This window comes from Butyricimonas sp., from assembly GCF_019423355.1.
GTDB lineage: Bacteria > Bacteroidota > Bacteroidia > Bacteroidales > Marinifilaceae > Butyricimonas > Butyricimonas faecihominis.
The window spans coordinates 88,318-112,346 of sequence record NZ_JAHZBP010000004.1 but is presented as its reverse complement, the minus strand read 5'-3'; the positions used below and the strand labels follow the sequence as shown (position 1 = coordinate 112,346).

Annotated in this window: 21 protein-coding genes, 2 tRNA genes and 1 riboswitch; of the genes, 3 read left to right on the top strand and 20 right to left on the bottom strand. The window is 44.1% G+C overall.

Annotated features, from left to right (window positions below):
• Positions 1–43: 43 nt before the first annotated feature.
• The 7 genes from QVC79_RS06985 to QVC79_RS06955 all read right to left on the bottom strand — a co-directional run bounded on the left by QVC79_RS06985 (position 44) and on the right by QVC79_RS06955 (position 3,821).
• Positions 44–117 (bottom strand) — tRNA-Pro (locus tag QVC79_RS06985).
• 20 nt (positions 118–137) lie between these two features.
• Positions 138–227: transfer RNA gene (locus QVC79_RS06980), tRNA-Ser, on the bottom strand.
• A 103-nt stretch (positions 228–330) separates the two neighbouring features.
• Positions 331–792 carry a hypothetical protein gene (locus QVC79_RS06975; protein WP_124317216.1) on the bottom strand — a complete coding sequence of 154 codons (462 nt, stop codon included), beginning with the start codon at positions 790–792 and terminating at the stop codon, positions 331–333.
• A 23-nt stretch (positions 793–815) separates the two neighbouring features.
• Positions 816–1,202 (bottom strand): hypothetical protein, encoded by a 387-nt coding sequence (locus QVC79_RS06970; protein ID WP_270592160.1) that lies wholly within the window; start codon positions 1,200–1,202, stop codon positions 816–818.
• A gap of 27 nt (positions 1,203–1,229) precedes the next feature.
• Positions 1,230–1,799 (bottom strand): RNA polymerase sigma factor, encoded by a 570-nt coding sequence (locus tag QVC79_RS06965; protein ID WP_027202215.1) that lies wholly within the window; start codon positions 1,797–1,799, stop codon positions 1,230–1,232.
• A 68-nt stretch (positions 1,800–1,867) separates the two neighbouring features.
• Positions 1,868–2,875 carry a glycosyltransferase family 2 protein gene (locus QVC79_RS06960; protein WP_270592159.1) on the bottom strand — a complete coding sequence of 336 codons (1,008 nt, stop codon included), beginning with the start codon at positions 2,873–2,875 and terminating at the stop codon, positions 1,868–1,870.
• A 76-nt stretch (positions 2,876–2,951) separates the two neighbouring features.
• Complete coding sequence (locus tag QVC79_RS06955; RefSeq protein ID WP_124317213.1) at positions 2,952–3,821, bottom strand: lysophospholipid acyltransferase family protein; 870 nt, start codon at positions 3,819–3,821, stop codon at positions 2,952–2,954.
• A 147-nt stretch (positions 3,822–3,968) separates the two neighbouring features.
• Here QVC79_RS06955 and QVC79_RS06950 point away from each other — a divergent pair, with 147 nt between their 5' ends.
• From QVC79_RS06950 to yidC, 3 genes are all read left to right on the top strand, one after another.
• Positions 3,969–5,828, top strand: coding sequence for a DUF349 domain-containing protein (locus QVC79_RS06950; protein WP_124317212.1), 1,860 nt, complete (start codon positions 3,969–3,971; stop codon positions 5,826–5,828).
• A 187-nt stretch (positions 5,829–6,015) separates the two neighbouring features.
• Entirely contained in the window at positions 6,016–7,623 is a 1,608-nt protein-coding gene (pyrG, locus tag QVC79_RS06945) for a CTP synthase (protein ID WP_373289780.1), read from the top strand.
• Between the two features lie 59 nt (positions 7,624–7,682).
• A complete protein-coding gene (gene yidC, locus QVC79_RS06940) occupies positions 7,683–9,533 on the top strand; it encodes a membrane protein insertase YidC (protein WP_124317302.1) in 1,851 nt (616 codons plus the stop codon).
• A gap of 222 nt (positions 9,534–9,755) precedes the next feature.
• On the opposite strand, the gene QVC79_RS06935 is transcribed toward yidC, so the two are convergent.
• The 13 genes from QVC79_RS06935 to QVC79_RS06875 all read right to left on the bottom strand — a co-directional run bounded on the left by QVC79_RS06935 (position 9,756) and on the right by QVC79_RS06875 (position 23,948).
• Positions 9,756–10,793, bottom strand: coding sequence for a hypothetical protein (locus tag QVC79_RS06935; protein WP_270592156.1), 1,038 nt, complete (start codon positions 10,791–10,793; stop codon positions 9,756–9,758).
• Positions 10,783–11,280, bottom strand: coding sequence for a hypothetical protein (locus QVC79_RS06930; protein WP_270592154.1), 498 nt, complete (start codon positions 11,278–11,280; stop codon positions 10,783–10,785). The genes QVC79_RS06935 and QVC79_RS06930 overlap by 11 nt, the downstream gene beginning before the upstream one ends.
• Before the next feature lie 700 nt (positions 11,281–11,980).
• Positions 11,981–12,442 (bottom strand): 6,7-dimethyl-8-ribityllumazine synthase, encoded by a 462-nt coding sequence (gene ribH / locus QVC79_RS06925; RefSeq protein WP_027202226.1) that lies wholly within the window; start codon positions 12,440–12,442, stop codon positions 11,981–11,983.
• Positions 12,443–12,453: 11 nt separating this feature from the next.
• Positions 12,454–13,707, bottom strand: coding sequence for a bifunctional 3,4-dihydroxy-2-butanone-4-phosphate synthase/GTP cyclohydrolase II (locus QVC79_RS06920; RefSeq protein ID WP_270592151.1), 1,254 nt, complete (start codon positions 13,705–13,707; stop codon positions 12,454–12,456).
• Positions 13,708–13,756: 49 nt separating this feature from the next.
• Entirely contained in the window at positions 13,757–14,404 is a 648-nt protein-coding gene (locus QVC79_RS06915; protein ID WP_124317306.1) for a riboflavin synthase, read from the bottom strand.
• 82 nt (positions 14,405–14,486) lie between these two features.
• Positions 14,487–15,593, bottom strand: a complete 1,107-nt coding sequence (gene ribD, locus QVC79_RS06910; protein ID WP_270592147.1) for a bifunctional diaminohydroxyphosphoribosylaminopyrimidine deaminase/5-amino-6-(5-phosphoribosylamino)uracil reductase RibD — start codon at positions 15,591–15,593, stop codon at positions 14,487–14,489.
• 93 nt (positions 15,594–15,686) lie between these two features.
• Positions 15,687–15,808, bottom strand: a riboswitch (FMN riboswitch).
• Between the two features lie 83 nt (positions 15,809–15,891).
• On the bottom strand, positions 15,892–17,202 hold the full coding sequence (locus QVC79_RS06905; RefSeq protein ID WP_270592146.1) for a MutS-related protein: 1,311 nt from the start codon (positions 17,200–17,202) through the stop codon (positions 15,892–15,894).
• A complete protein-coding gene (locus QVC79_RS06900) occupies positions 17,183–17,857 on the bottom strand; it encodes an ATP-binding cassette domain-containing protein (protein WP_124317791.1) in 675 nt (224 codons plus the stop codon). The genes QVC79_RS06905 and QVC79_RS06900 overlap by 20 nt, the downstream gene beginning before the upstream one ends.
• Before the next feature lie 2 nt (positions 17,858–17,859).
• Positions 17,860–18,186, bottom strand: coding sequence for a hypothetical protein (locus tag QVC79_RS06895; RefSeq protein ID WP_270592144.1), 327 nt, complete (start codon positions 18,184–18,186; stop codon positions 17,860–17,862).
• The gene (locus tag QVC79_RS06890; protein WP_124317789.1) at positions 18,186–18,926 is read right to left on the bottom strand and encodes a DUF169 domain-containing protein; all 741 of its coding nucleotides are present in this window, start codon (positions 18,924–18,926) and stop codon (positions 18,186–18,188) included. Before QVC79_RS06890 ends, QVC79_RS06895 begins: the two co-directional genes overlap by 1 nt.
• 360 nt (positions 18,927–19,286) lie before the next feature.
• Positions 19,287–21,323 (bottom strand): M13 family metallopeptidase, encoded by a 2,037-nt coding sequence (locus tag QVC79_RS06885; RefSeq protein ID WP_270592139.1) that lies wholly within the window; start codon positions 21,321–21,323, stop codon positions 19,287–19,289.
• Positions 21,324–21,536: 213 nt separating this feature from the next.
• A complete protein-coding gene (locus tag QVC79_RS06880; protein ID WP_270592137.1) occupies positions 21,537–21,857 on the bottom strand; it encodes a 50S ribosome-binding protein YggL in 321 nt (106 codons plus the stop codon).
• Positions 21,858–21,869: 12 nt separating this feature from the next.
• Entirely contained in the window at positions 21,870–23,948 is a 2,079-nt protein-coding gene (locus tag QVC79_RS06875) for an alpha-L-fucosidase (protein WP_270592133.1), read from the bottom strand.
• Positions 23,949–24,029: the final 81 nt, after the last annotated feature.

Genomic DNA, 24,029 nt, shown 5'->3' with positions numbered 1-24,029 from the left:
TTATTTAAATAAAAAAACAGTCACTCTCGTGGCTGTCTATCTGTCGGGGTGACAGGATTCGAACCTGCGACCCTCTGCTCCCAAAGCAGATGCGCTACCGGACTGCGCTACGCCCCGAAAATGAGCTTCAAAATTGGTGGCGGAGAGAGGGGGATTCGAACCCCCGGTACAGTATCCCGTACGACAGTTTAGCAAACTGTTGGTTTCAGCCACTCACCCATCTCTCCAATTGCGCTGACAAAAGTAGTGCTTTTTATTGTTCTTGCAAGCTTTTGACGTGATTTTTTTCTTTTTTTTCACGTCCAGCCACGAATTTCCCCATGCGATCAACTATTTCTGCGCGGGTGCAGGATATTTCCCCATCTTCTTCCACAATTGATGATGGAATTTCTGCTCGGCCTGAATCATCATCCACACTTTCTTGGCGGACAGAGCCTTGGTCAACTTCTCGATATATTCTTTCTTAATATCTCGTACAGCCTGTTCGGCAGATAACATGATCTCCAAATTCTTCAATGCTTGTTGTTCCGTCACTTCCGGAACCTCTTTTTTATCTTTCCGGCAGGTTAAATCTCGTATTTTATCATTCTCGACACGAATTTTCTGCTGCATCTCGTTATATAAAGGCCAGAACTTAGTGGCCTCTTCCGGGGTCAAATCCATCTCTTGAGTAAAAAAGGCTACTTTTTGAGCCTCGAACTCTTTCCGTTTGTCTTCACTCAATTTCCCGCTTTGGGCAAATAAAGAAAAACCAAACCCCACCATCAATATAATCAAACTTATCTTTTTCATATATCTTGCTTGTACATTCAATTCTACCTACGCTCCGCGTATAAAAACTCAATCGGATCAGTCTCTTGTGACAGATACTCGATGATCTCTTCACGAGAAGGGTTAAAATCCGCATCGAAAATATTCTCATCTTCTGCTTGTGCCGTCACGTTCGCCTGCTCTCCATTCTTTAACAGCATCCGATTTTCATCCACCAGATTAGGAACCAGCAACTGTATGACGATCATCGCGAAAGCGAATAATCCCGCTAAACCGAGATAAGGTTTTAACGTCTGAAACAAACTCGTTTTCCGTGTCTTCCCTTCCTCATCCTTTATCCGGTCCATCACCCGGTCGCCCAACGTGTCAAAATAACGGTCAGGCACCGTGAACGGGTTCTTTGATTTATATTTCTCATCCAAATTATCCATAACCTTCCATTTTCTATTATCCAATAACTATTCGAACGAGGGTAAAGTATCCGAAATCTTCAAACTTTCCTCTATTTTCTTTACCGCATTGTGATAAGTTGCCTTCAGCGTTCCCACGGCGACATCCAGTACCTCGGCAATATCCTCATATTTCATGTCATCAAAATACTTCATATTAAATACCAGACGTTGACGCTCCGGCAATTTCAACACGGCTTTCTGCAATTCCCGCTGGATCGAATCCCCACAAAAAAAACTATCACTTTCCAGCTGATTTTCCAGCATGGGAGTAATCTCCTGCGAGTTCCCATAAGTCTTCCGACGCTTTTCACTCAAAAAATTAATCGCCTCATTCGTCGCCACCCGGTACATCCATGTAAACAATTTCGCCTCGTAACGAAACTCCCTCAGCCCCTTCCAAATCTTGATAAAGGTATTCTGCAACACATCATCGCTATCTTCATGCCCTATCACGATTTTACGGATATGCCAGTAAAGCCTCTCGCTATACTTTCCTACAAGTAACCGAAAAGCTTTTTCCTCTCCATTTCCGGAATGAAACATTCTTACAATATCTTCATCACTTATCTCGTTCATGCTTTCTAATCATATCATTAAAGCCTACACCCCTATGACAACATTTTATGTCAAAGGTTTATTTACCATCATTTAAAATTTAAATCCGAGAACTTCTTTTTACCCCGCAAGAAATATTCCAACACGATACTCCGGGGATATATTCCCGAAAGACTTATAGAACTTTCAGGAACCGGATAGGCTTTCCTCATCTCCCGGAAAGCCTTGTATGCCCGGATTACCGAACGGGTGTTGGACCATTGACCTTTCAACAGAAAAAGCCCTCCCGCCATCGTGTCCAGCAAAACTCGTGCAAAAAAGATTTTCTTACGCTGTTTAGCACACAGATTCTTATGCAACATCAATAAATTATTCCGGTAATTCAAAAACAACTTTCTCGGATGATTCATCGGCAACGAGCCTCCCCCCAAATGGTAGACGACAGAAGAAGGAACCACCTTTAAAGTATACCCTCCATTTTTCAATCGCCAGCAAAGATCAATCTCTTCCATGTGCGCGAAAAAAGCCTCGTCCAACCCTCCTGCCGCACGGTACACGTCCCGCCGAATACATAGAGAGGCCCCCGTTGCCCAAAAAACATCGACCTCATCATCATACTGCCCATCATCCTGTTCCGTGGTATCCATCACACGCCCGCGGCAAAACGGGAATCCTAAATAATCAATGTATCCCCCAGCTGCTCCGGCGTACTCGAACATCTTTTTATCCCGGTATGCTAATATCTTCGGTTGCACGGCTGCCACCCTCTCGTCCCGGTCCAACACGGCGACCAACGGTTCCAACCAACCGGGGGCGACCTCCACGTCACTATTTAAAAGAACCACGTATTCCGCCTTGATCATCTCGATTGCCCGATTATATCCCCCGGCGAACCCGAAATTATCCTCGAACAACACCCGTTCCACGTCCGGAAACTCTTGTTCCAGACATATCCAAGAACCATCCGTCGAATGGTTATCCACCACGACAACACGCCCCAAATCAGTATTCGTGTTCTTCACGACCGAAGGTAAAAACTCCCGTAACAACTTCTCCCCGTTCCAATTCAATATAATAACAGCTACCCGTTTCGCCATTCTAATTTTAGATTTATGATTTTAGATACCAGCCACACAAGCCCAACGCTTTTTGATTTCATTCTAAATTTTAAATTCAAAACTTCTTCTTATGTTTCCATCTTTTATGCGACCACAACCAAAACTCCGGCTCTTCTTGTATAAAAGATTCCAACAATCGAGTATGCATTTCCGTCAATTTCCCTTGGGGTAACTCGGACGGGTTGGCACACACATCCACGAACTCGACCTCGTAATACCCACGTTTCACCTTACGCATATGCACCGAAACCACCGGAATATTATACTTCCGGGCAATCCGCTCCGTGCCGAGTAAAACCGGGGTATCTTGATTTAAAAAGCGCGTCCAGAAATTCAAATTACGCCCGTTAGGAGTCTGGTCACCGATAAAACCAGCCAAAAACAAACGATTTTCCGAACGATAACGAGCGATAACCCTTAACGTGTCATCCTTTGCCACGAGTACCGCCCCGAACCTTGAACGGATTTGTTTCATCATGCGATCCGTCACTTTATCACGAATCGGTTTATACAAGGCCAAAAAATCCGCCCCCGTTTCCCACAAACTGTATGAAGACATCCACTCCCAGTTACCATAATGCCCTAACACCCCGATCACGCTCTTTCCCTCGTCAAAATACGACTGCGGTAACTCCGTGTTTTTAAACACGCAACGTTTCCGGATCGAACCCTCGGACATATGCCACAGTTTATATAATTCGATAGACAAATCAGCCAAATGCTTGTAATATTTCCGTTCAATCGCCTTGATCTCCCGCAAGCTTTTCTCCGGGAAAGAATTACATAAATTCGTCCTCACAACCTTACGCCGATAATGAATCACGTAGTAAAGCAACAAATAGTTCAAATCCGCCACCAGATAAAGGACTCGGAACGGAAGGAAACTAATCAACCATACAAAACCATACAGAATATACGAAAACATAAGCATCAATTATAAATGTCAAAGATACGTGCTTTGCAATTGAAATCCAAAAAGAACTTTCTCTCGCTTTTTTTACTCATTATAAATTGGCATTATCAGAATTAATCATTAATTTCGTGAGTTGAATGCGTAAAAATACGAACAGTTATGGAGCAAGAAAACTTACAACAAGCCGAAGAGTTGAATAACAACGAGCCAATTTCTCCGGATACTTTAAATGATGAAACACAAGAAGAGGTTTCAGTTCAGGGTCAACCTACACCGATAGAGAAAGCCCCCGAAAAGGAAGTTCCGGTATGGGATTTCTCCAGTTTTAACACGGACGAGATTATTTCTCACATGAAGTCTTTAATCGACGATTTCCCCGTGCAACGCCTGAAGGTGCTGGATTCCCTACCCCAAGTTTTCGAGGCCCAGTATCAAAAAGAATACGATAAAGCATTAGCCGATTTTACCAAAGACGGGAGTCCGGCTGAGGCATTCGACTATCAGGACAATTCCAAAGAACGCTTTTATAGCGTGTACAGAACCTACCGGGAGAAAAAATCGGAATATTACAAAAAGCTGGAAGGCGAGAAAGAACAGAACTTGAAGGAAAAGCTCCAGATTATCGAGGAATTAAAGGATCTGATTCAACACGAGGAATCACTGAACAAAACATACCAAGATTTCAGGAATTTGCAAGACAGATGGAGAAACACGGGTATGGTTCCGCAAGCTCAAGCAAGTGATTTGCTGGAAACGTATCACCATCACGTGGAGAACTTCTTCAATTATATTAAAATTAACAAAGAGTTGCGGGATCTTGATCTGAAAAAAAATCTAGATGCCAAGAATGCCTTGATTGAACAAGCCAACGCTTTACTCGAAGACAATAACATCGGGAATGCCTTTCGACAACTGCAATCTCTCCATTCGCAATGGAAAGAGATCGGACCAGTTGCCAAAGAAGTTCAAGAAGAAACTTGGAACCGATTCAAAGAAGTGACGGACAAGATCAACAGCGCTTACCACCGTTTCTTTGACAACCTCCGGGAAGAACAGGACAACAACTTGAAAATCAAAGAAGAGATTTGCGTGAAACTGGAAAATTACGCATCTGTTTCCTTCGAAAAACTCTCCGAATGGAACGTGGCCACGGATACCGTTCTTGCCCTGCAAACCGAATGGAAACATGCCGGGACAATTCCGATCAAGGAGCGCAATCGCCTGTATAAACGTTACCGGGCTGCTTGCGATGCTTTCTTCGAGAGGAAACGTCAATACTTCCAAGAAATACAAACCTTGCAGAATAAAAACCTAGCCAAGAAAATAGAACTTTGCGAGAAAGTCGAGGCGTTAAAGGATAGCACGGATTGGGGTACGACCACGAAGAAAATCATCGAGTACCAAAAAGAATGGAAAACAATCGGCCCCGTATCCAAAAAAGTATCCAACAAGATATGGAACCGTTTCCGGTCTGCCTGTGATCATTTCTTCGATCGAAAATCAGCTCAATTCAAACATGTCTCTTCCGATCAAGAAAAGAATCTTGAACTGAAACGAGAACTGATCGAAGAAGTACGCAATTTCAAATTAACCGGTAATAACGATGATGACATCGAGGCATTGAAAGCCTTTCAAACCCGCTGGGCAGAAATCGGATTTGTTCCGATCAAAGAAAAAGAAACCGTTCAAAACGAATTCCGTAAACTAATCAACGATCATTTTGATCAGCTTGACATCGACGAATTCGAGAAAAACATCGAACGATTCAAGTCCAAAATCAACACGTTCGACAACAGTGATGACAAGGACAGCAAGATCATTCAAGAAAGAGAAAAATTAGTCAACAAGATCAAGCAACTGGAAACAGACCTTCACGCTTGGGAAAACAATATTGGATTCTTCTCCAAATCAAGCAATTCCGAGAGTCTGGTCAAAGAATTCTCCAACAAGATCGAGAGCGCTCGCCACAAACTGGCATTAATGCAAGAAAAGCTGAGACTCATCGATGGCATGATTTAAGTTGAGACCATCAAACATAAAAAGAGGCATTTCAAAAGTGCCTCTTTTTATGTTTGTATGATATTTTTTCTTACTTTTGTCGTTAAGTTTCAACATACTTGTTCCATTTGATTGTTATTCATTGAATAACAAAAAGTTCAAGTATTTTCAAACCGTTGGATGTATAATATAGAAATAACTATAAAATATTTATATCGTGTCAACAAAATATGTTTTCGTTACGGGTGGAGTTGCTTCTTCTTTAGGAAAAGGAATTATTGCTTCCTCATTAGCAAAACTGCTTCAATCAAGAGGTTATAAAGTTGCAAACCAGAAATTGGACCCGTATATCAATGTCGATCCCGGAACCTTGAATCCTTATGAACACGGCGAATGTTACGTGACCAATGACGGGGCAGAAACCGATCTGGACTTGGGACACTACGAAAGGTTCACGAATATCCCGACGTCCCAAGCGAACAACATCACGACTGGACGTATCTACCAAAACGTGATCACGAAAGAACGTCGCGGTGATTATCTCGGGAAAACGGTACAAATCATCCCGCACATCACGGATGAAATCAAACGAAATATAAAACTCCTCGGGGCAAAAGGGGATTACGACGTGGTAATCACGGAAATCGGGGGTACGGTAGGAGACATCGAATCCTTACCGTTCATCGAGGCCGTTCGCCAGTTACGCTGGGAGCTGGGCGAAAAATCCGTGTTCATCCATTTGACTTTGGTTCCCTACTTGAGTGCCTCAGGCGAGTTGAAAACCAAACCCACGCAGCACTCGGTTAAAGCCCTTCTCGAAAACGGGGTACAGCCGGACATCATCGTGTTGCGCACCGAACATGAACTGGGCTCTGATCTGAGAAGAAAAGTTGCTCTTTTCTGTAATGTTGACCCGAAAGCCGTTATCCAATCCATAGACGTTGACACTATTTACAAGGTACCGATCAAAATGCGGGAAGAAAAACTGGATGAAATCGTTCTTTCCCAGCTTGGATTACCTTTAAAACACGAGCCGGATTTGGAATCATGGGAACGTTTCCTGTACAAATTCAAAAACTATAATCGCAAAGTCACCATCGCTCTCGTCGGAAAATACGTGGAGTTACACGATGCCTATAAATCTATCGTGGAATCATTCATCCACGCCGGGGCGGCTAACGATTGTAAGGTAAATATTAAATGGGTACACAGCGCTCACGACATCAACGTGGAAAACGTGTGTGACATATTCAAAGATGTTGACGGTATTCTCGTGGCTCCCGGATTCGGACAACGAGGAATTGAAGGAAAACTTCTTGCTATCGAATACGCCCGTACCAACAATATCCCTTTCCTAGGAATATGCTTGGGTATGCAAATGGCCGTTATCGAATACGCTCGTAACGTGCTTCACTTGGAGGGAGCCGATTCCACGGAAATGGCCCCGAAAACCAAATACCCGGTTATCGACTTGATGGAGTCTCAGAAAGAAGTTACAGACAAAGGGGGAACCATGCGTCTGGGAGCATACAAATGCGTGCTGAAAGAAGGATCTAAAGCTATCGAGGCCTACGGGACAAAAGATATTGAGGAAAGACACCGCCATCGTTACGAATTCAACGGCAAATACACCGAACAATTCGAACAGGCCGGAATGATCACGACAGGAGTTAATCCGGACACGGGATTAACTGAGATCGTGGAAATCCCGACCCATAAATGGTTCGTGGGTACACAGTTCCACCCCGAATACAAGAGTACGGTAACCAACCCGCATCCTCTATTCGTGGCGTTTGTGAAAGCCTGTCTATCATAAAAGTTAAAAGATAAAAACTAAAAGATAACAGTTAAAAATTAAAAACCTAAAATTAAAATATGGATAGAAATACAATAACCGGTTTAGTAGTCATCGCGCTCATACTAATCGGCTACTCTTATTTCATGAGTCCTTCCAAAGAGGAACTGAAAGCCATGCATGTCCGGGACTCCATTGCACGGGTTGAAGCCCAACGGGCCGCTGCATTGGAGAAAGAACGTCAGGCAGATTTTGCAGCACAACAACAAAATACAGAAGCACAGCAAGCCGGAACAGAGGCCATATTCAAACAAGATTCACTGCCGGTAGAACAATACACTCTAGAAAACAACAAAATCAAATTACACATCAACACCAAAGGGGGATGCATTGACTACGTGGACTTGAAAGGATATCGCACACACGACTCTCTCCCGTTGATTCTGTGGAAAGACCACAAGAGTTCCATGGGCCTGAATTTCTACGCCCGGAACAAGCAAATCAACACGGCAGATCTGATTTTCGTTCCCAACACGAGTCAAAAAGAACTGAATGCCGAGGCGGCCGAACAAGTACTCACGATGCGTGCTTACGTGGATGAAAATAAATACCTCGAATTCGAGTACAAATTAGCCCCGGATTCTTACATGGTTGATTTCAACATCAACACGTACAATCTGAATGACGTTATTGCCTCGAACACGAACTTCCTCACGCTATACTGGGGAGTGGATATGCCTCAACTTGAAAAAAGTAGAGACTTTGAAAGCCGTTATACCGGGGTATACTATAACTTCTCAAACAATGATGTAGAACATCTTTCCCTGACTGGAGACGAGAAAGTAGACCTGCCTACGAGCGTGAAATGGGTGGCTTACAAACAACAATTCTTTTCCTCCGTACTTATCGCAAAAGAGTCATTCCCGAACGTGTTGGTCTCCACGGCCAACAACACGAACCCGGGCTTTTTGAAAACGGCAGATGCTGAAATTTCATTACCTTACTCCGGGAAAGCCATTGAAAAATACGATATGCGTTTCTTTTTCGGTCCGAACTCCTATCCGGTCCTAAGAGAATACGGCAAAGATATTGAACTTCCCCAGTTGATTAACTTGGGTTGGAAATGGATCGCTTGGTTTAACCGTTACGTCGTAATTCCAATCTTCAACTTCTTGGAATCGCACGTGACCTTGAACTACGGTCTTATCATTTTACTGTTGACCCTGATCATTAAACTTGTTCTTTTCCCGCTGACTTACAAATCGTATATGTCACAGGCCAAGATGCGAGTTTTGAAACCGCAAATTGACGAGATCAACAAGAAAATCCCTGCCGATAAGGCCATGGAACGCCAGCAAGCTGTCATGAAATTGTACAAAAAGGCAGGAGTGAACCCCATGGGAGGATGTTTACCGATGCTTTTGCAGATGCCGATCTTGATTGCCCTCTTCTACTTCTTCCCCGGAGCCATCGAACTGCGCCAGAAGAGTTTCCTGTGGGCCACCGACTTGGCATCATACGATTCCATCGCCACGCTGCCCTTCACCATTCCGTTCTACGGGAACCATGTCAGCCTGTTCTGTTTGTTAATGACGATCACGAACATCTTGTACATGTGGTACAACAGTAAGAACCAACCGCAGAATGACCAGATGAAAGGAATGCAGACGATGATGTATATCATGCCGATCATGTTCCTGTTCATCTTCAACAGCTATTCATCCGGTTTGAGTTACTACTACTTCATCGCCACGTTGATCACGATTGTTCAGACTTGGGCTATCCGGAAATTCGTAAACGACGAGAAATTATTGAAACAAATAGAACTCGCCAAAACAAAACCCGTGAAGAAATCCAAATTCCAACAGAAATTGGAAGAAATGCAACGGATGCAGGAACAACGGATGAAACAAATGCCGAAAAAGAAATAAGGTACTACAAATAACATTAACGAGGCTGTCCAAAAAGTCATTTTATTTCAAAAAACTCCTCCGTCACTTCGTGCCACCTCCTCTATAAACAGAGGAGGAGCTGGTGACTCTTCCCGAAGACAGGGAGTATTTCAACTCTCCCTCTGTTTATAGAGGGAGTACGGCGAAGCCGGGAGGGAGTTTGAAAAATGACTTTTTGGACAGCCTCGTTTTATAGACTCACTAATTCAAAAAACTCCCCAATTGTCGATAAAACGATATGAATTCCTCAAAAGACAAATTTACAGATTCCAATTCGTTCACATTAATATCGTAACTGATCTCTACTCCCCGATCTTCCACCTTATCAATACGCTTTCGAACATAAGGTGGTGTCATGAAATGTGAAGCTCGGGAATCTTCATTCACTCTAAAATAAATTTCCCGACCAGACACAACAGGAGAATAATCCGCAACATCCCAACAAACCTTCCGATCTCCATTCTCTCCATACGTTTTCAAGAATTCATAAATAATATCCGCCACCCTTTTCAATTGATCTGCCGACATACAATTCAAACTGGATTCAAACGTGTCAAGACCATATTCAACAAAAAACACTTCCTTACGTGCATCAAAATTTATACTCTTATCAATACTAATCGGATATCTGTTATACCCTTTAATATTGCAATCAAAAGGAGCTTTTTCTCGCTTGATGAATAAACCGACCGTCTTGTAAAGTTCTTCGAGTTGCTCGTACGTCACACCGTAGATTTCACTATTCCCCACAGTCATACAATAAGTCGTGGCTTCCATGGCAGGTTTATCATTACTGACAACTTTTTGCTTCTGTTGCTTAAACACCCGCTTCAGTTCTTTTTCCTGATGACAAAGGAATTGTTGCATCTGACAGATAAAATCATACCATTCCGTGAAATAACAGATCGAAGATATAAAGCCATTTGACGCATCAATAACAGCCTCATTCTCTTGCTTTGACTGTTTAGCGTTAGCGACATAATAGGCACAAGCTTTTTGTATTTTTCCACACTCGATACTCCATGGACGACGAAGTACCCGGAAAAGATTATTGAGATGACAAATACAATTATAGATCGTTGCCAACGGATCTTCAGAAACCAAATCCACGCTACATTTTTTAAGATCCTCGACCATTTGTCGGTAAAAACGATTCTCGGTTAAGGAATCGGAAAGACATTCATCACCTGTAAATTTTTCCGACACATTCGATGCTGGGATAAAATCACTATTCCCCATAATCCTGATTATTAATTGATTGTCCGTCTATATTCAACGACATATTCTCCGTTTTCAATAACTCATTCAATTCACACGCTTGACGCTGATGATATTGTAAAAATCGACCAAGCAACACCCGAAAGCGAGAATTATCTAACAAAAAAGTAGTCCAATCACCCCATACTTCTACAATCCGTAACCGCTCCTTTTTAGAAATACCCTCGGTAGCCAAATATTGCAGAACAGCTTTTTGAATCACCGAAATTTCATCTGCCCACGACCGATCGAATAATGTCAACATTTCAATCAATCTCGTGTTTCTTTTCTGGAGAGTCACAAGTCCCGCTTTATCCGTCATTCCCGGTGATGCAATCGGATACATCATTTCGAGTTGTTTCGAATAATACTCCATCAATTTTTGTTTCTCCTCAATTGATAACTGATTGGCTACCCGTCCGGGTGCTTCCATGTCTACCGCAGACACACGGTTTACATCTTCTTCCATAATAATATGTATTAATTTAGACGGGTATTCCAAAAAGAACGGTCCCGCCTGACCCGTTGCATATCACTTCGAGGAAGCTGGGGACACATTAATGCTCCCCACGGGGGTACGGAACCGAATATCGGCAACAGCAGCAGACAAAAAAATGCCTGCCACTGAAATTGAAGCAGGTTTACTGCTCCCTCGAATATGATATGCATCACAAATATACAACATTTTTAAACAAAGCAAACAGCAACATGAGAATAAATTCATCAAAATGCAACTATATACCCTAATCTATGGAAATTCCTATGGCAACGTAGCCACGAAAATTTATCGTTGCTCCCCTGTTGCCACCCGATTGCTTTCCATCGTCCGAATCCCGACAATGTTATTTTTACTTATATCCTGTTAAAATGGCGGCGATAATCGGGCGATGATCGGGCGACAATCGGGCGATGGCGCCTAACAGTCGCCCAACAGTCTGCCAACCAGCTGAGAATTGGGATATTCATCCGTTAGAATGCCCATAGAAAAGGAGTAAAAATAATAAACAAGAACAATTTTACTATTTATATGGCATCAGTCCCAAAATGGTGACGCGAAAACATACACCATCAATGAAATTAGAGAACTCTTAGATATATGAATGACCCAAAAACTAAAAAACCGTCTCGGATTAAATCCGAGACGGTAACCTCTTTCCAATTTATAAAAATCAAATCTGTTTCAACAAATTAATCATTTCGATAGCCGTAGTTACCGCCTCGAAACCTTTATTTCCGGCTTTTGTTCCGGCTCTTTCAACAGCTTGTTCGATCGTGTCGGTAGTCAGGACACCGAAGATAATCGGGGTTCCCGTTTGCAGCCCGACATTAGCAATCCCCTTGGTTGCCTCGTTAGCCACCATATCGAAATGAGGAGTTGCCCCACGAATCACGGCACCCAAGCAAACAACGGCATCATACTTTTTCGTCTCGGCCATCTTCTTAGCCACTAACGGAATTTCAAAAGCACCCGGAACCCAAGCCAAGTCAATATTTGCCTCATCTCCGCCATGACGTTTGAAAGCATCCAACGCTCCACCCAACAATTTACTCGTGATAAACTCATTAAAACGTCCTGCAACGATACCAATTCGTTGGCCTTCTGCCAGTAATTTCCCTTCCAGTAAATTCATAGTCTTTATATTTATTTGTTTTCTAATCCTTCTTTCAATTTCTCGATCTCTTCCCGTTGACGCACGTGGATCATGTGTCCCATCTTCTTGTACTTCGTGTACATATAAAACTCGTTCTTCTCGTTACAAGTCATTTCAATCGGCTCACGTCCCACGATTTCAATACCGTATCCGGTCAAACCATTAATTTTTAACGGGTTATTCGTCATCAAGATCATTTTTTTCACACCCAGATCTGCCAAAATCTCTGCCCCGGTACCGTATTCACGCAAATCGGCCTTAAACCCAAGAGCGATATTCGCCTCCACGGTATCCATCCCCTCATCCTGCAAATGATAAGCCTTCAATTTATTAATCAAACCGATACCCCGGCCTTCCTGACGCATGTACAACAATACTCCCCGGCCTCTCTCTCCGATTCGACGCATAGCCTCAGCCAACTGGTCTCCACAATCACAACGCAAAGAACCAAACACGTCTCCCGTCAAACACTCCGAATGTACCCGACACAATACCGGTTCCCCATCTGTCACGTCACCTTTCACCAAAGCGATATGATGTTCCCCGTTAATCTTGTTCACATACCCGTAGGCTTTGAAGTCCCCGTATTTTGTTGGCATATCAGCCTCGGTTACCCGTTCCACCAAAATTTCTGTTTTCCGACGATAGGTAATCAAGTCCGACACTGTAATCATTTTCATTCCATGCGCTTTAGCAAACTCCTTCAACTCCGGTGTACGCATCATCGTTCCATCCTCTCGCATAATCTCGCAACATAAGCCACACTCTTTCAACCCAGCAATTCGCATCAAGTCCACCGTGGCCTCCGTGTGTCCCATACGCTCCAGCACGCCCCCCTTCTTTGCCTCCAACGGGAACATGTGTCCCGGACGACGGAAATCTTCCGGTTTCGCATTATCCTCTACCGCTTTCATCGCGGTCACGGAACGCTCCAACGCGGAAATACCCGTGGTCGTGTCCACGTGATCGATTGACACCGTGAACGCCGTGCAATGGTTATCCGTGTTCGTGGCAACCATCTGTTCCAACCCCAACTTCGTGGTCAAAGCCTTGCTCATCGGCATACAAATCAATCCTTTAGCATAAGAAGCCATGAAGTTCACGTTCTCCAACGTCGCAAACTCGGCCGCACAAATCAAATCTCCCTCGTTCTCCCGATCCGGGTCATCCACGGCGATAATCATCTTTCCGGCTCTCAAATCTGCAACAGCCTCTTCAATCGTACTAAATTTAAATTCTTCCATATCTAGTTTTCTTTATTTTATATCTTTTAGTTTTTACCTTTTAACTTCCCTAGAATCCATTCGCTAACAAGAAATCCAACGTCAACCCGCCTTTAGGCTCTACCGGGGCTGCCGGACGCATTAACTTCTCCACGTATTTGGCAATCACGTCATTTTCAAGGTTCACCACGTCACCAATCTTTTTCTTCACTAACGTCGTTTCATCCTGCGTGTGAGGAATAATAGAAACCGTAAAACCCGTATCCGTCACGGCCACGACCGTTAGGCTTATCCCGTCAATCGTGATAGAACCTTTGTCCACGATATACCGCAACAGCTCTGCCGGGGCTGAAATCATGATCCAAATGGCATTCTCGTCTTTCTCTCTCCCGACAATCTTCCCCAACCCGTCAACATGGCCCGACACGATATGTCCCCCCAAACGCCCGTTCAACGTCAATGCTCTCTCCAGATTCACCCGGTCCCCTACGTGCAGCTCTCCTAAATTGCTACGCTGCATCGTCTCCGGCATCACATCTGCACAGAAACTCCCGTTAGCAAAAGAGATCACGGTCAGGCAAACCCCATTCGTGGCAATACTATCTCCCACGTGTAAATCCTCCAACACCTTCTTTGCCTGCACCTCCAGCACCACGCTCCGGTTTCCCCGCTTGATACCCCGTATGGTTCCTATTTCTTCGATTATACCTGTAAACATCTTAATTTTAGATTTACAATTTATGATTTTAGATTTCCTCGCTCAATGCCCTCACTTTTTTAATCACGAAATCTATTATCTTTTAGTTTTTAACTTTTAGTTTTAAAAGGACATCATGACCGATGTTCAGTACGTTTTCCAATTCAAGGTTAATAGCATCAGCCATTTTCTCCATCCCTGCACCTTCTACCGGAGTCTTGGCATTCATTCCCCCCACGATCTTCGGGGCAATAAAAGCATACAATTCATCCGCAAGCCCCTCCGCCAAAAACGTGTAATTCAAACTTCCTCCTCCTTCTAACAAGATGGAATCAATTCCAGACTGCCCCAACAATTCCAACAAGTTCCTGACATCCACAAGTCCTTCCTTCTCCTTGCAAAGTAACATCTCCACACCCGTCTCTCGCAAAGCTTTCACTCTCTCTTCCGGAGCGAAACGGGTATGAGCCACGATAGTACGATACTCTCCGGCCGTTTTCACGAGCTGGCTATCCAAAGACAAACGGGCATTACTATCTACCACCACTCGTATTGGCTGTCTGACACCACGCCCCTCAATCCGGCAATTCAATAAAGGATCGTCCGCCACGGCCGTCCCGATTCCCACTACGATTGCCATAAAACGATGCCGCAATTCATGCACGTAAGCTCGCGCTTCCGCTCCCGTGATCCATTTCGAATCTCCCGTCCGGGTCGCAATCTTCCCGTCCAGCGTCATCGCGGTCTTCATTGCCACCCAAGGCAACTTTGTCGATATATATTTCAAAAATACTCGATTCTGTTCCCGCAAAGCCTCTTCCTCAACCCCGCAAACCACCTCTATCCCAGCCTCTCTTAACAAAGCAATACCTTTCCCTGCCACCAACGGGTTCGGATCTTCCATCCCGACCACCACCCGGGCAATCCCGTGTTCAATAATGGCCTCCGTGCAAGGCGGGGTCTTTCCATAATGGCAACAAGGTTCCAATGTCACGTACATCGTGGCTCCCTCCGCGGGAGCCGTACAATTCTTGAAAGCATTCCTCTCCGCGTGCCATTCTCCGCATCTCTCGTGCCATCCTTCCCCGATTACCTTTCCCCCTTTCACGATCACGGCTCCCACCATCGGATTCGGATTCGTGAATCCTACTCCCCGTTCGGCAAGCTCCATCGCCCGTCGCATGTATTCAATGTCTTCCTGTCTCACCATGTTCAAAACCTCCTTTAAACAAAAATGCCCCGAATGCATACACATTCGGGGCATAAATTTATATTGTATTAATATAATATCAATTACAACTAAATATCTCCTCTATCATCCGGACTTTAACCGTCGGTTTCAGAATTTCACTGAATCAGTCCCTCGAAAGGGAGTCGCGGACTATAACCGCCGGTAGGGAGTTGCACCCTGCCCCGAAGAAACATTTTACAAACACAAAAATAGAAATAATTCTAATGATAACAAACAAGTAAAGAATAATTCATGATTTTTTTCTGTATTCACTTGTTCATAACGATTCTATCAAATCCACCACCCCCGCTTTCTTCAAAATATACATCCCGATCCGTTCGTCGGAAACTCCTTCCCGCAAGCGATAGGTGTAACGGGGTTCTCCCGTCGTCATGTCTATTTCAAAGAAACGGAAACATACCGAAGGAAACGGTTTCAAAAATTCCGCCACCTCGACAATATGCGTGGAAATCATAAACACCCCATATGCCAACCGGGCCAATCCACCAATCACCGCACAAGAGGCATCATACGCATCCTTCACGTTAGTTCCCCGGAATAGTTCATCAAAAACCACCACCACTTCCTGTAAATCCCGCACCTGTTCCACGATATATTTTACCCGGGCAACCTCATTATAATAATGACTGTATCCCAATGACAGATTATCCGACAAATTAATCGTGGTAAATAACCCTTTAAACACGGACAATTCCATCCGATCTGCCGGTACGGGAAAGCCGCAATGAGCCAGATAAACCGCCACCCCGAAAGCCTTCATGCAAGTTGATTTTCCCGCCATATTCGGCCCTGTCAGGAAACATAGATGTTGCCGTTCGTCAAGCAAAACATCATTCTTTACCGGATTCTCCAAAAACAAGTGATACAATCCCTCGATCCTCACCATTCTCCCACTTTCCGTGAAAATCGGAAACGTCAACTCCTTCCCTTTAGTCATAATCCCCAACGATCGTAAAGCATCCAGCATATATAAGGTATCCAGCACAACACGAACCCCATCAAGTTCCTTCCCTCGAAAATAAAGGTCCAGACTTTCTCGTGTCCAAAAAGAATCTTTTTTCTGGTTCACCAAGTATTGCATCCCTTCACGGGCAAGCGTTTCTTTCACCCTCTGTTGCATATCCCTTACCACCTCCGGCACTCTCCCCGCTGGCAACTCGTCCATAAAAGTCCCCAACTCACGGATAAGCCGCCCAAGATACGGGACTGCACGTTGGCGCAGATAACAATCGTTATCCGGTTTCAACCATCCTTTCACCGCCCGACTCGTTAAATGATACATACTGCGTTGAGGCACATCCTCCTGTTGCAGGTAAACCTCGATAAAACTCAATTCTTCCCGACGAATATCCAGAAAGAATGGCAATTGCCCCAGATAGCGAATCGCCTCTACTCGACCCCGAATTTTATTGACATCTGTCAACGGCCTTTCTAACATCTTTCTTATACAAGCCTTACCCCCGTCAGAGCAAGCGGTATTGAAACAAGAGAAAATACTTTTCCCGTCCAAAGCTTGATTGAACAACTCCAGATCGTTCAACGTCTGTTCATCTATCTTGAATTCCATCTGTATTCCTTATATATCCTAACAATTCGAGATCCTCACGTCCATTGACCCGCCAAGTTTTACCACTTCTCAATATAAATAACTCGTCACTAATATCTATCACGTCCTCGAAATAGTGGTCGGTAATTACAATCCCTTTCCGTTCTTTCTCCCGCCGGATCACCTCTTTCATTTTCTGCACGTGCAGGGGCATCATAAAAGAGAACGGCTCATCCAACAAACAAAATTTCGAATCCGAGGCCAGAACCGCGTACACCTCAATCATCCTTCGCTCCCCCGTGGAAAAAGTCTTCATTCGCTTTCGGGCTGTCCCTACAAAATCGGGAAAGTCCTCCACGAAACTCTCGAACGCCACCCCGAAATCATCAAACACCTGTTTTACAGACAAACCCGGTAGCACGAAACTCTGTTGTAAAAGATAACGCATATCCTCCGGGCGCCTTTCTCTTGTCAACAAAACCCTTCCGTCAATAGCCACATATTGATCCTTCAATCTCAATCCCCCGTAAATAACTTGCATCAGACAACTTTTTCCACCCCCGTTCCGGCCAAGAATACCGACGACCTGCCCCGTTTCACAGTGCAGGCAAGTATCCCACAGGACACGCTTAAACCCGTATTCCAAGTGGAGATTACTTACATCAAGCGTATGCATGATTACAATTGATAAGCGATTAACATACAGACCACGTACGTCAGGAAATCAAACACCAAAGCCATACCCCAAAGCCACCGGATCGACATCCCCACGTTCTTGTAATAATAGAAAAAACGTCCTGATTTCCGTTTTGTAGTAAACCGGATGAATACCATCGTGGCTACCTTGAACCAAAAGGTAGCCACAATGATCACCGCCACTACGGCCGATGATTTCATCCGGTAAATGAACATAATCAGCCCGCAGGCAAAGGACACGGCAAGAGCGGAAGCCGCAAACATCTCATAAAACGAGACGCATAACCGGGCTCCCCGTTTCACATCCATCACATCCGTTTTTGCATCATCTTCCACGTGTTCGTGATCAGGAAACTCTCCTCCATCTGGTCAATCATCTCCATGAATTTCGAGATCGGCACGGCAAAAGACAATAGATTACTACCCGTACATAACCTTGCCGACGGGTCGAACATCCCAAGCACCGCTCTTTTCGTACCCTCTATTTGTTCCCGGTAAGGATAGTAAATAATAGAGGTACAGCCGGCCCCAAAAGGAGAAATCACTGCCTCCTGTTTCGAACTGTCAAAACCGGCTAAGGTGAAAAGCCCAGAGATAACATCCGCCGGGGCAAAGAAAAACACAGCCTCCGGCTCGTCTTGCTCCGTCAAGTGATCCCAACGTTTAAACACCAGACAATCACCTTTTCTCGGAAGTTCATGGATCGTCTTCAAGAAAGCATTCACCTGTTCTGGGGTCCGTTTATAGCGCTCGCAGTGAGGCGTGTTTTCCCCGTGAGACAGGAAATATTCGAATCCCTCCCTCATACTTTTACTGAATCCCAAGTAAAACTTTCCCCCGCCACATCCCACCGAATCCGGTAAAAAACAAAGCGATTCACCTTTACGAACTCGCCCAAGCTGGGCTATGATACAAGTATGCCCCATCGCCTTCTTCACGATCGTGGCGTTATTATTTTCCTTTGAATAATAAAATGCAACAGGAAGTTCCGCATCATTGAAATATTTCTTCCAAAGAGCAATAAACTGATCTCGCTTAACTATGTCCATAACCCTTTTAATTTTAGTATCAAGCAAATATAAATTATTTTTTGGTTAAAAACAAATCCATGCAGGCAACAATCCTAGTTCCTAGCCCCTTCCCGATTTATACCTTCCTTAGACACGCTTAGTAGTCTCGCCGTACACTCCTCGGTGTCTCCTGTATATATACATGATATATGAAGAAAATATCGCCCATAAATTGATAGTCCACACCGTTAACCTATCGTTGACCTTTCGTTAACCTTTCGTTAACCTACTAACGAGACACCGACGCAAGTATACTGTAATACAGGCGAGATACCCCTAAAAAACATTCCCCGAATCAGCATAGCCAACCCGGGGAATCAATATCATAAAAACCACCTATTACCAGATAGAAGCTCTCTTTTCAACCGGCAAATACAATGCATCACCTTCTTTCACGCCAAACGCGTCATACCACATACTGATGTGAGGAAGTGCTGCATTCACACGCCACCGTCCCAAAGAGTGAGGATCGGATTTCGTTTGCAAACGGATTTGTTCATCACGGGTGTTATCTGCCCAAACATTAGCGTATGACAAGAAGAAACGTTGTTCTGGGGTGAAACCATGCTCGTCTTTTCCAAGCGGGTTTTCAGCCATCGCTTTCTGTAATGCCAAGAATGACACCTGCAAACCACCATGGTCAGCGATATTTTCACCTAACGTCAGTTCTCCATTCGCTTTCAAGCCCGGTAACACCTCGATATTTCCAAAATAGTCTACTAACACTTGGGCTCTTTCCTTGAAATTCTTGGCATCCTCCGGAGTCCACCAGTCTTTCAAGTTTCCATCCTTATCATATTGACGCCCTTGATCATCAAAACCATGAGTCATTTCGTGACCGATAACAACTCCAATAGCACCATAATTACAAGCATCATCCGCGTTCATGTCAAAGAACGGATACTGAAGAATAGCTGCCGGGAAACAAATTTCGTTCGTCGTCGGATTATAATAAGCATTTACAGTTTGCGGGGTCATCAACCATTCGTCCTTATCGACCGGTTTACCTGCCTTGGCAATCATTTTATCATGATCGAAATGATTGGAACGAATAATATTCGCCCAGTAAGAATCATTCTTTATTTCCAGATTGGAATAATCTCTCCATTTATCAGGATAACCCACTTTTACATGGAATGCGGCCAATTTTTCCAAAGCTTTCGCTTTTGTCTCTTCACTCATCCATTCCAATCCTTGAATCCGTTCTCCCAAAGCTTTCTGCAAGTTTCCAACCAACTTAATCATACGCTCTTTAGCCGCGGCAGGGAAATATTTTTCGGTATACATTTGTCCGACGGCCTCTCCCAGCACGCCATTCACAGCGCTAACGGCACGTTTCCATCGAGGTTGCATCTCTTTCGTTCCGGAAAGAGTTCTTCCATAAAAATCAAAGTTCTGTGCAACAAAGTTATCACTCAAATAAGAAGATGCCGTATTAATCACATTCCACTGTAAATAAGCCTTCAATACATCCAAATCTTCTTTTTTCAATAAATCGGCAACCGTTTTGATCTCATTCATTTGTCCCACGTTCACATCCTGCAAATCTTTCAACCCGATCGTCGTGAAATAAGCATCCCAATCTATTGACGGAACTTCTTTCTTCAATTGTGCCACTGTAATTTTATTGTAATTCGCGTACGGGTCACGCAATTCCACGGCAGACTTAGAAGCTTCAGCCAAACGAGTCTCGACCTTCATCACATTCTTTGCCGCTTTTTGAGCTTCTTCCGCAGTAAACCCGGCCAATTGGAACATCTTACCCACGTGTTCTTCAAACTTCGTGCGAATTTCCTTTGTATGGTCATCATCATCCAAATAATATTCACGTTCCCCCAAGCTTAAACCTCCTTGATACAACTGGGCCATGTTCATAGAACTGTTCATGTCGTCAGCCCCCACGTACAAACCGAAGAAAGGTCCGAAACCATCCCGGTGCATAGTTGCTATCTCCTGAGATAAACCATTTCTATCTTTGATTGCCGCCAATTTATCCAAGTATTCTTTAATCGGGGCAACCCCGTCCGCATTCAACTTAGCACTATCCATGGCGATATTATACAAATCCCCGATTTTCTGGGTGATACTGCCCGGCTGAGATTGTTTTTTAGCCAATTCCTCGATCAATCCTTTGATCTGGGTACGATTATTTTCGGCCAATTGATCGAATGAACCGAAACTTGAATACTCATCCGTGAGCGGGTTCGCTTTCATCCAGCCTCCACACGCATACTGGTAAAAATCATTTCTCGGATTAATCGTTTGATCCAGATTCGCGAGGCGGATTCCACTTTCCTTGGTCGCCTCTTTTTTACTATTGCAACTTGTAGCTATCAATGCTAAAGCAATAAAAGGTAAATAAAATTTTGTTCTCATATAATCAGTTTTCTAGTCATCTCGCCATAACGGAAAATACCCGTAAAGTTCTTTCAACCAATAAAATCACATACACGATTCATGTTAACCCTGAAAAGAAGTTGAGCATAAACAACCCACGAGAACCTTACAAACTTGGGGCTGTAAATACAGCCCCAAGCGCAGACAAAAATATAATATTTTATAATGAAATGAAAACTGATCGGTGTTTTTTTACCACCCGTACCAGGCATCTTTCAACTCACCGACAGTAACGGATTCCAAATTCTGCCCGTGTTCATCAAACCATTTCCGTACGATGTCCTGTTCTTCCGGAGTAACACTACCTCGTTCACGGGTAATGAATCCCCCACAAACATTGGAATTCCAACCTCCCCCCATTTCCAAAGAATGAGAATTCAACAAGCTTGCTAACTCCTGTAACCATGCTTCAACCACTTGCATTTCCGTATCTACCTTGAATTTGGCATCAAAAGAAAATCCCAGTTCCCGGAACTCTCCCCTATGTAATTTCTTACGTAATCTCTTTTTCATATCTATATTTTATTATTCTAATTCTACTCGTATATCCCGTAATCCCATATCGCTATTCTTGTTGGCAGGATGAGCCATTCCAAGACTGCAATCGTGAATTTCCTCGGAGTAAAGCTTCATTGATTTCAAACGAAGTTTATACTCTTCTTGTTTCACGTTCGGATTCATCAAATAGGTTACTTCTGTCCCGTAACGATTGTGTAACTTCACGACCAACTGATTATTTCCCTTCTTCAAATGTAGTTTTATCACCTCATTTGTCCGGGGTATTCCGCCAACATATGTACGCAACAACACATCCTTACCATTCAAGGCTACCTGCACCCCGTCGGCAACCCCTAATTCAACCAGTACATCCTGCTCCCGATCACTCGTTAATTCGTGTAATATATGCACCGACTGTTTCTCCTGCATTGGGATATTTAAGGCTTTTCCCGGTTTAAAATCATCCCACAAACGCCAAGCTACCGCATTTACTTTCGGATCAAGAATCGTACCATTAAAGCGTTCCTCTTGAGGATCGAACATATACACCTTACCCCACGTGATCCCCTCCGGGTGGTTATTCAACTTCTGTACTTCCCCGCCAACCAAAGTCACATCCTGCTCCTTCCCGTCAATGACCAAACGGAGTTCTTTTCCCTGCTCTCCTGCCGTGTAAACAATTGTCGGGGTAATGGTCTTTCCGGATTTTCTGAAATGCCAGCTAAACCCAACCGTACTCCGGAAACTGGAATAATAATCCATGCTGGAATAAGCATACACGGGAATTGCATTCACAGCCGACAATTCACTCGTTTCAAGGATCTGGTCGGGAACAACCCGGAAGGCTCCGGCAAATTCCAATTTCACCACAATCATGCCCCGGTCCGGTTTCACATCCCCGGGAATATTTACCGACACGGACTGCCCATCCTGTTTCAAGTTCAAGGCCTTCCCGTCAGCTAACAAACTTGCTTTTTTCGCTTTCCCGATCAACCCGTTCAAAATGATCTCCCGGTTAGCCGGGATCTTCTCAACAAACAAGTAGAGATTAGTCCCCTTACAAGTAATGTCCCCCCATTCAACTGCATGATCAAAAGGATTAGCTGTCGTATTATAAATTCCTTCCCCGTAACGTTTCATCCATTTCCCCATTGCTAACAAGGCATCCCGTTCAAACTCTACCACGGAACCATCTCCCCTCGGACCAATGTTCAGTAAAAAATTACCGCCACGGCTTACCACCTTCACTAAACTACGTAACTTCTCATCAATCTTTTTATCCAAACTCCCCCGTTCCTGCCAAGAGCGATAACTCCATGTCTCGTCGAAAAACGAGGCCGGCGTCTGCCAAGGCACTCCAATCTTGTAATCCGGGTAAGCATTATCCGCCATCACGGCAAAGTCTCCCCGGTCATTTCCCAAACGCCCACTCACCATACACTGCGGTTGCAGACGACTCACAAGGTCATACAACTCTTTACTCTGTTGCCCGCTCAAAGACCCCATGTCAAACCAAATTTCAGAAATCGGACCGTAATTTGTCATGATCTCTTCCACTTGATGCATACTGAACGCATGGTGTTCCTTCGAGATGGCATCCGCATTATGAGGGGTAATACCATTTCCGGGGAAATTCCAATCAATCAACGAATAATAAACCGCAAACTTCACCCCCTGCCGACGGCAAGCATCCGACAATTCTTTCATCACGTCCCGCTTGAAAGGGGTTGCATCCACGATATTATACTTCGTGTACTTGGAATGATACATACAAAAACCGTCATGATGTTTCGACGTGAACACGATGGACTTCATCCCCGCTGCCTTTGCCAAAGCCACCACGGAATCAGCATTCCATTTCTCCGGATCAAATTCTTTCGCCACCGCCTCGTACTCCGCCTTCGGGATCTTGGCAAAAGACTGTATCTGCTCGCTATACCCGGCACGAACCGGTTGTCCCTTCCAAACTCCCCCCAACTCCGAATACAATCCCCAGTGAATAAACATGGAAAACTTCTGATTCACCCAATCCGGATTGGGTTTCTGTTGTCCAAAAGCGAATTGCACGCCTAACAACAAAATAACTAAACATCCGCGTAATAACATAATAAACACTTTTACAATTTAAACACTTTACACAAAATAGAGGTCGTAAATATAGCATTTATTGATGTTTTTAAAGCCCAT

Excerpts from the sequence above, each read along its gene's own strand:
- QVC79_RS06975 (WP_124317216.1), bottom strand. The coding sequence starts at position 792 with ATGAAAAAGATAAGTTTGATTATATTGATGGTGGGGTTTGGTTTTTCT.
- QVC79_RS06970 (WP_270592160.1), bottom strand. The coding sequence starts at position 1,202 with ATGGATAATTTGGATGAGAAATATAAATCAAAGAACCCGTTCACGGTG.
- QVC79_RS06965 (WP_027202215.1), bottom strand. The coding sequence starts at position 1,799 with ATGAACGAGATAAGTGATGAAGATATTGTAAGAATGTTTCATTCCGGA.
- QVC79_RS06960 (WP_270592159.1), bottom strand. The coding sequence starts at position 2,875 with ATGGCGAAACGGGTAGCTGTTATTATATTGAATTGGAACGGGGAGAAG.
- QVC79_RS06955 (WP_124317213.1), bottom strand. The coding sequence starts at position 3,821 with ATGTTTTCGTATATTCTGTATGGTTTTGTATGGTTGATTAGTTTCCTT.
- QVC79_RS06950 (WP_124317212.1), top strand. The coding sequence starts at position 3,969 with ATGGAGCAAGAAAACTTACAACAAGCCGAAGAGTTGAATAACAACGAG.
- yidC (WP_124317302.1), top strand. The coding sequence starts at position 7,683 with ATGGATAGAAATACAATAACCGGTTTAGTAGTCATCGCGCTCATACTA.
- QVC79_RS06935 (WP_270592156.1), bottom strand. The coding sequence starts at position 10,793 with ATGGGGAATAGTGATTTTATCCCAGCATCGAATGTGTCGGAAAAATTT.
- QVC79_RS06930 (WP_270592154.1), bottom strand. The coding sequence starts at position 11,280 with ATGGAAGAAGATGTAAACCGTGTGTCTGCGGTAGACATGGAAGCACCC.
- ribH (WP_027202226.1), bottom strand. The coding sequence starts at position 12,442 with ATGAATTTACTGGAAGGGAAATTACTGGCAGAAGGCCAACGAATTGGT.
- QVC79_RS06920 (WP_270592151.1), bottom strand. The coding sequence starts at position 13,707 with ATGGAAGAATTTAAATTTAGTACGATTGAAGAGGCTGTTGCAGATTTG.
- QVC79_RS06915 (WP_124317306.1), bottom strand. The coding sequence starts at position 14,404 with ATGTTTACAGGTATAATCGAAGAAATAGGAACCATACGGGGTATCAAG.
- ribD (WP_270592147.1), bottom strand. The coding sequence starts at position 15,593 with ATGGTGAGACAGGAAGACATTGAATACATGCGACGGGCGATGGAGCTT.
- QVC79_RS06905 (WP_270592146.1), bottom strand. The coding sequence starts at position 17,202 with ATGGAATTCAAGATAGATGAACAGACGTTGAACGATCTGGAGTTGTTC.
- QVC79_RS06900 (WP_124317791.1), bottom strand. The coding sequence starts at position 17,857 with ATGCATACGCTTGATGTAAGTAATCTCCACTTGGAATACGGGTTTAAG.
- QVC79_RS06895 (WP_270592144.1), bottom strand. The coding sequence starts at position 18,186 with ATGGATGTGAAACGGGGAGCCCGGTTATGCGTCTCGTTTTATGAGATG.
- QVC79_RS06890 (WP_124317789.1), bottom strand. The coding sequence starts at position 18,926 with ATGGACATAGTTAAGCGAGATCAGTTTATTGCTCTTTGGAAGAAATAT.
- QVC79_RS06885 (WP_270592139.1), bottom strand. The coding sequence starts at position 21,323 with ATGAGAACAAAATTTTATTTACCTTTTATTGCTTTAGCATTGATAGCT.
- QVC79_RS06880 (WP_270592137.1), bottom strand. The coding sequence starts at position 21,857 with ATGAAAAAGAGATTACGTAAGAAATTACATAGGGGAGAGTTCCGGGAA.
- QVC79_RS06875 (WP_270592133.1), bottom strand. The coding sequence starts at position 23,948 with ATGTTATTACGCGGATGTTTAGTTATTTTGTTGTTAGGCGTGCAATTC.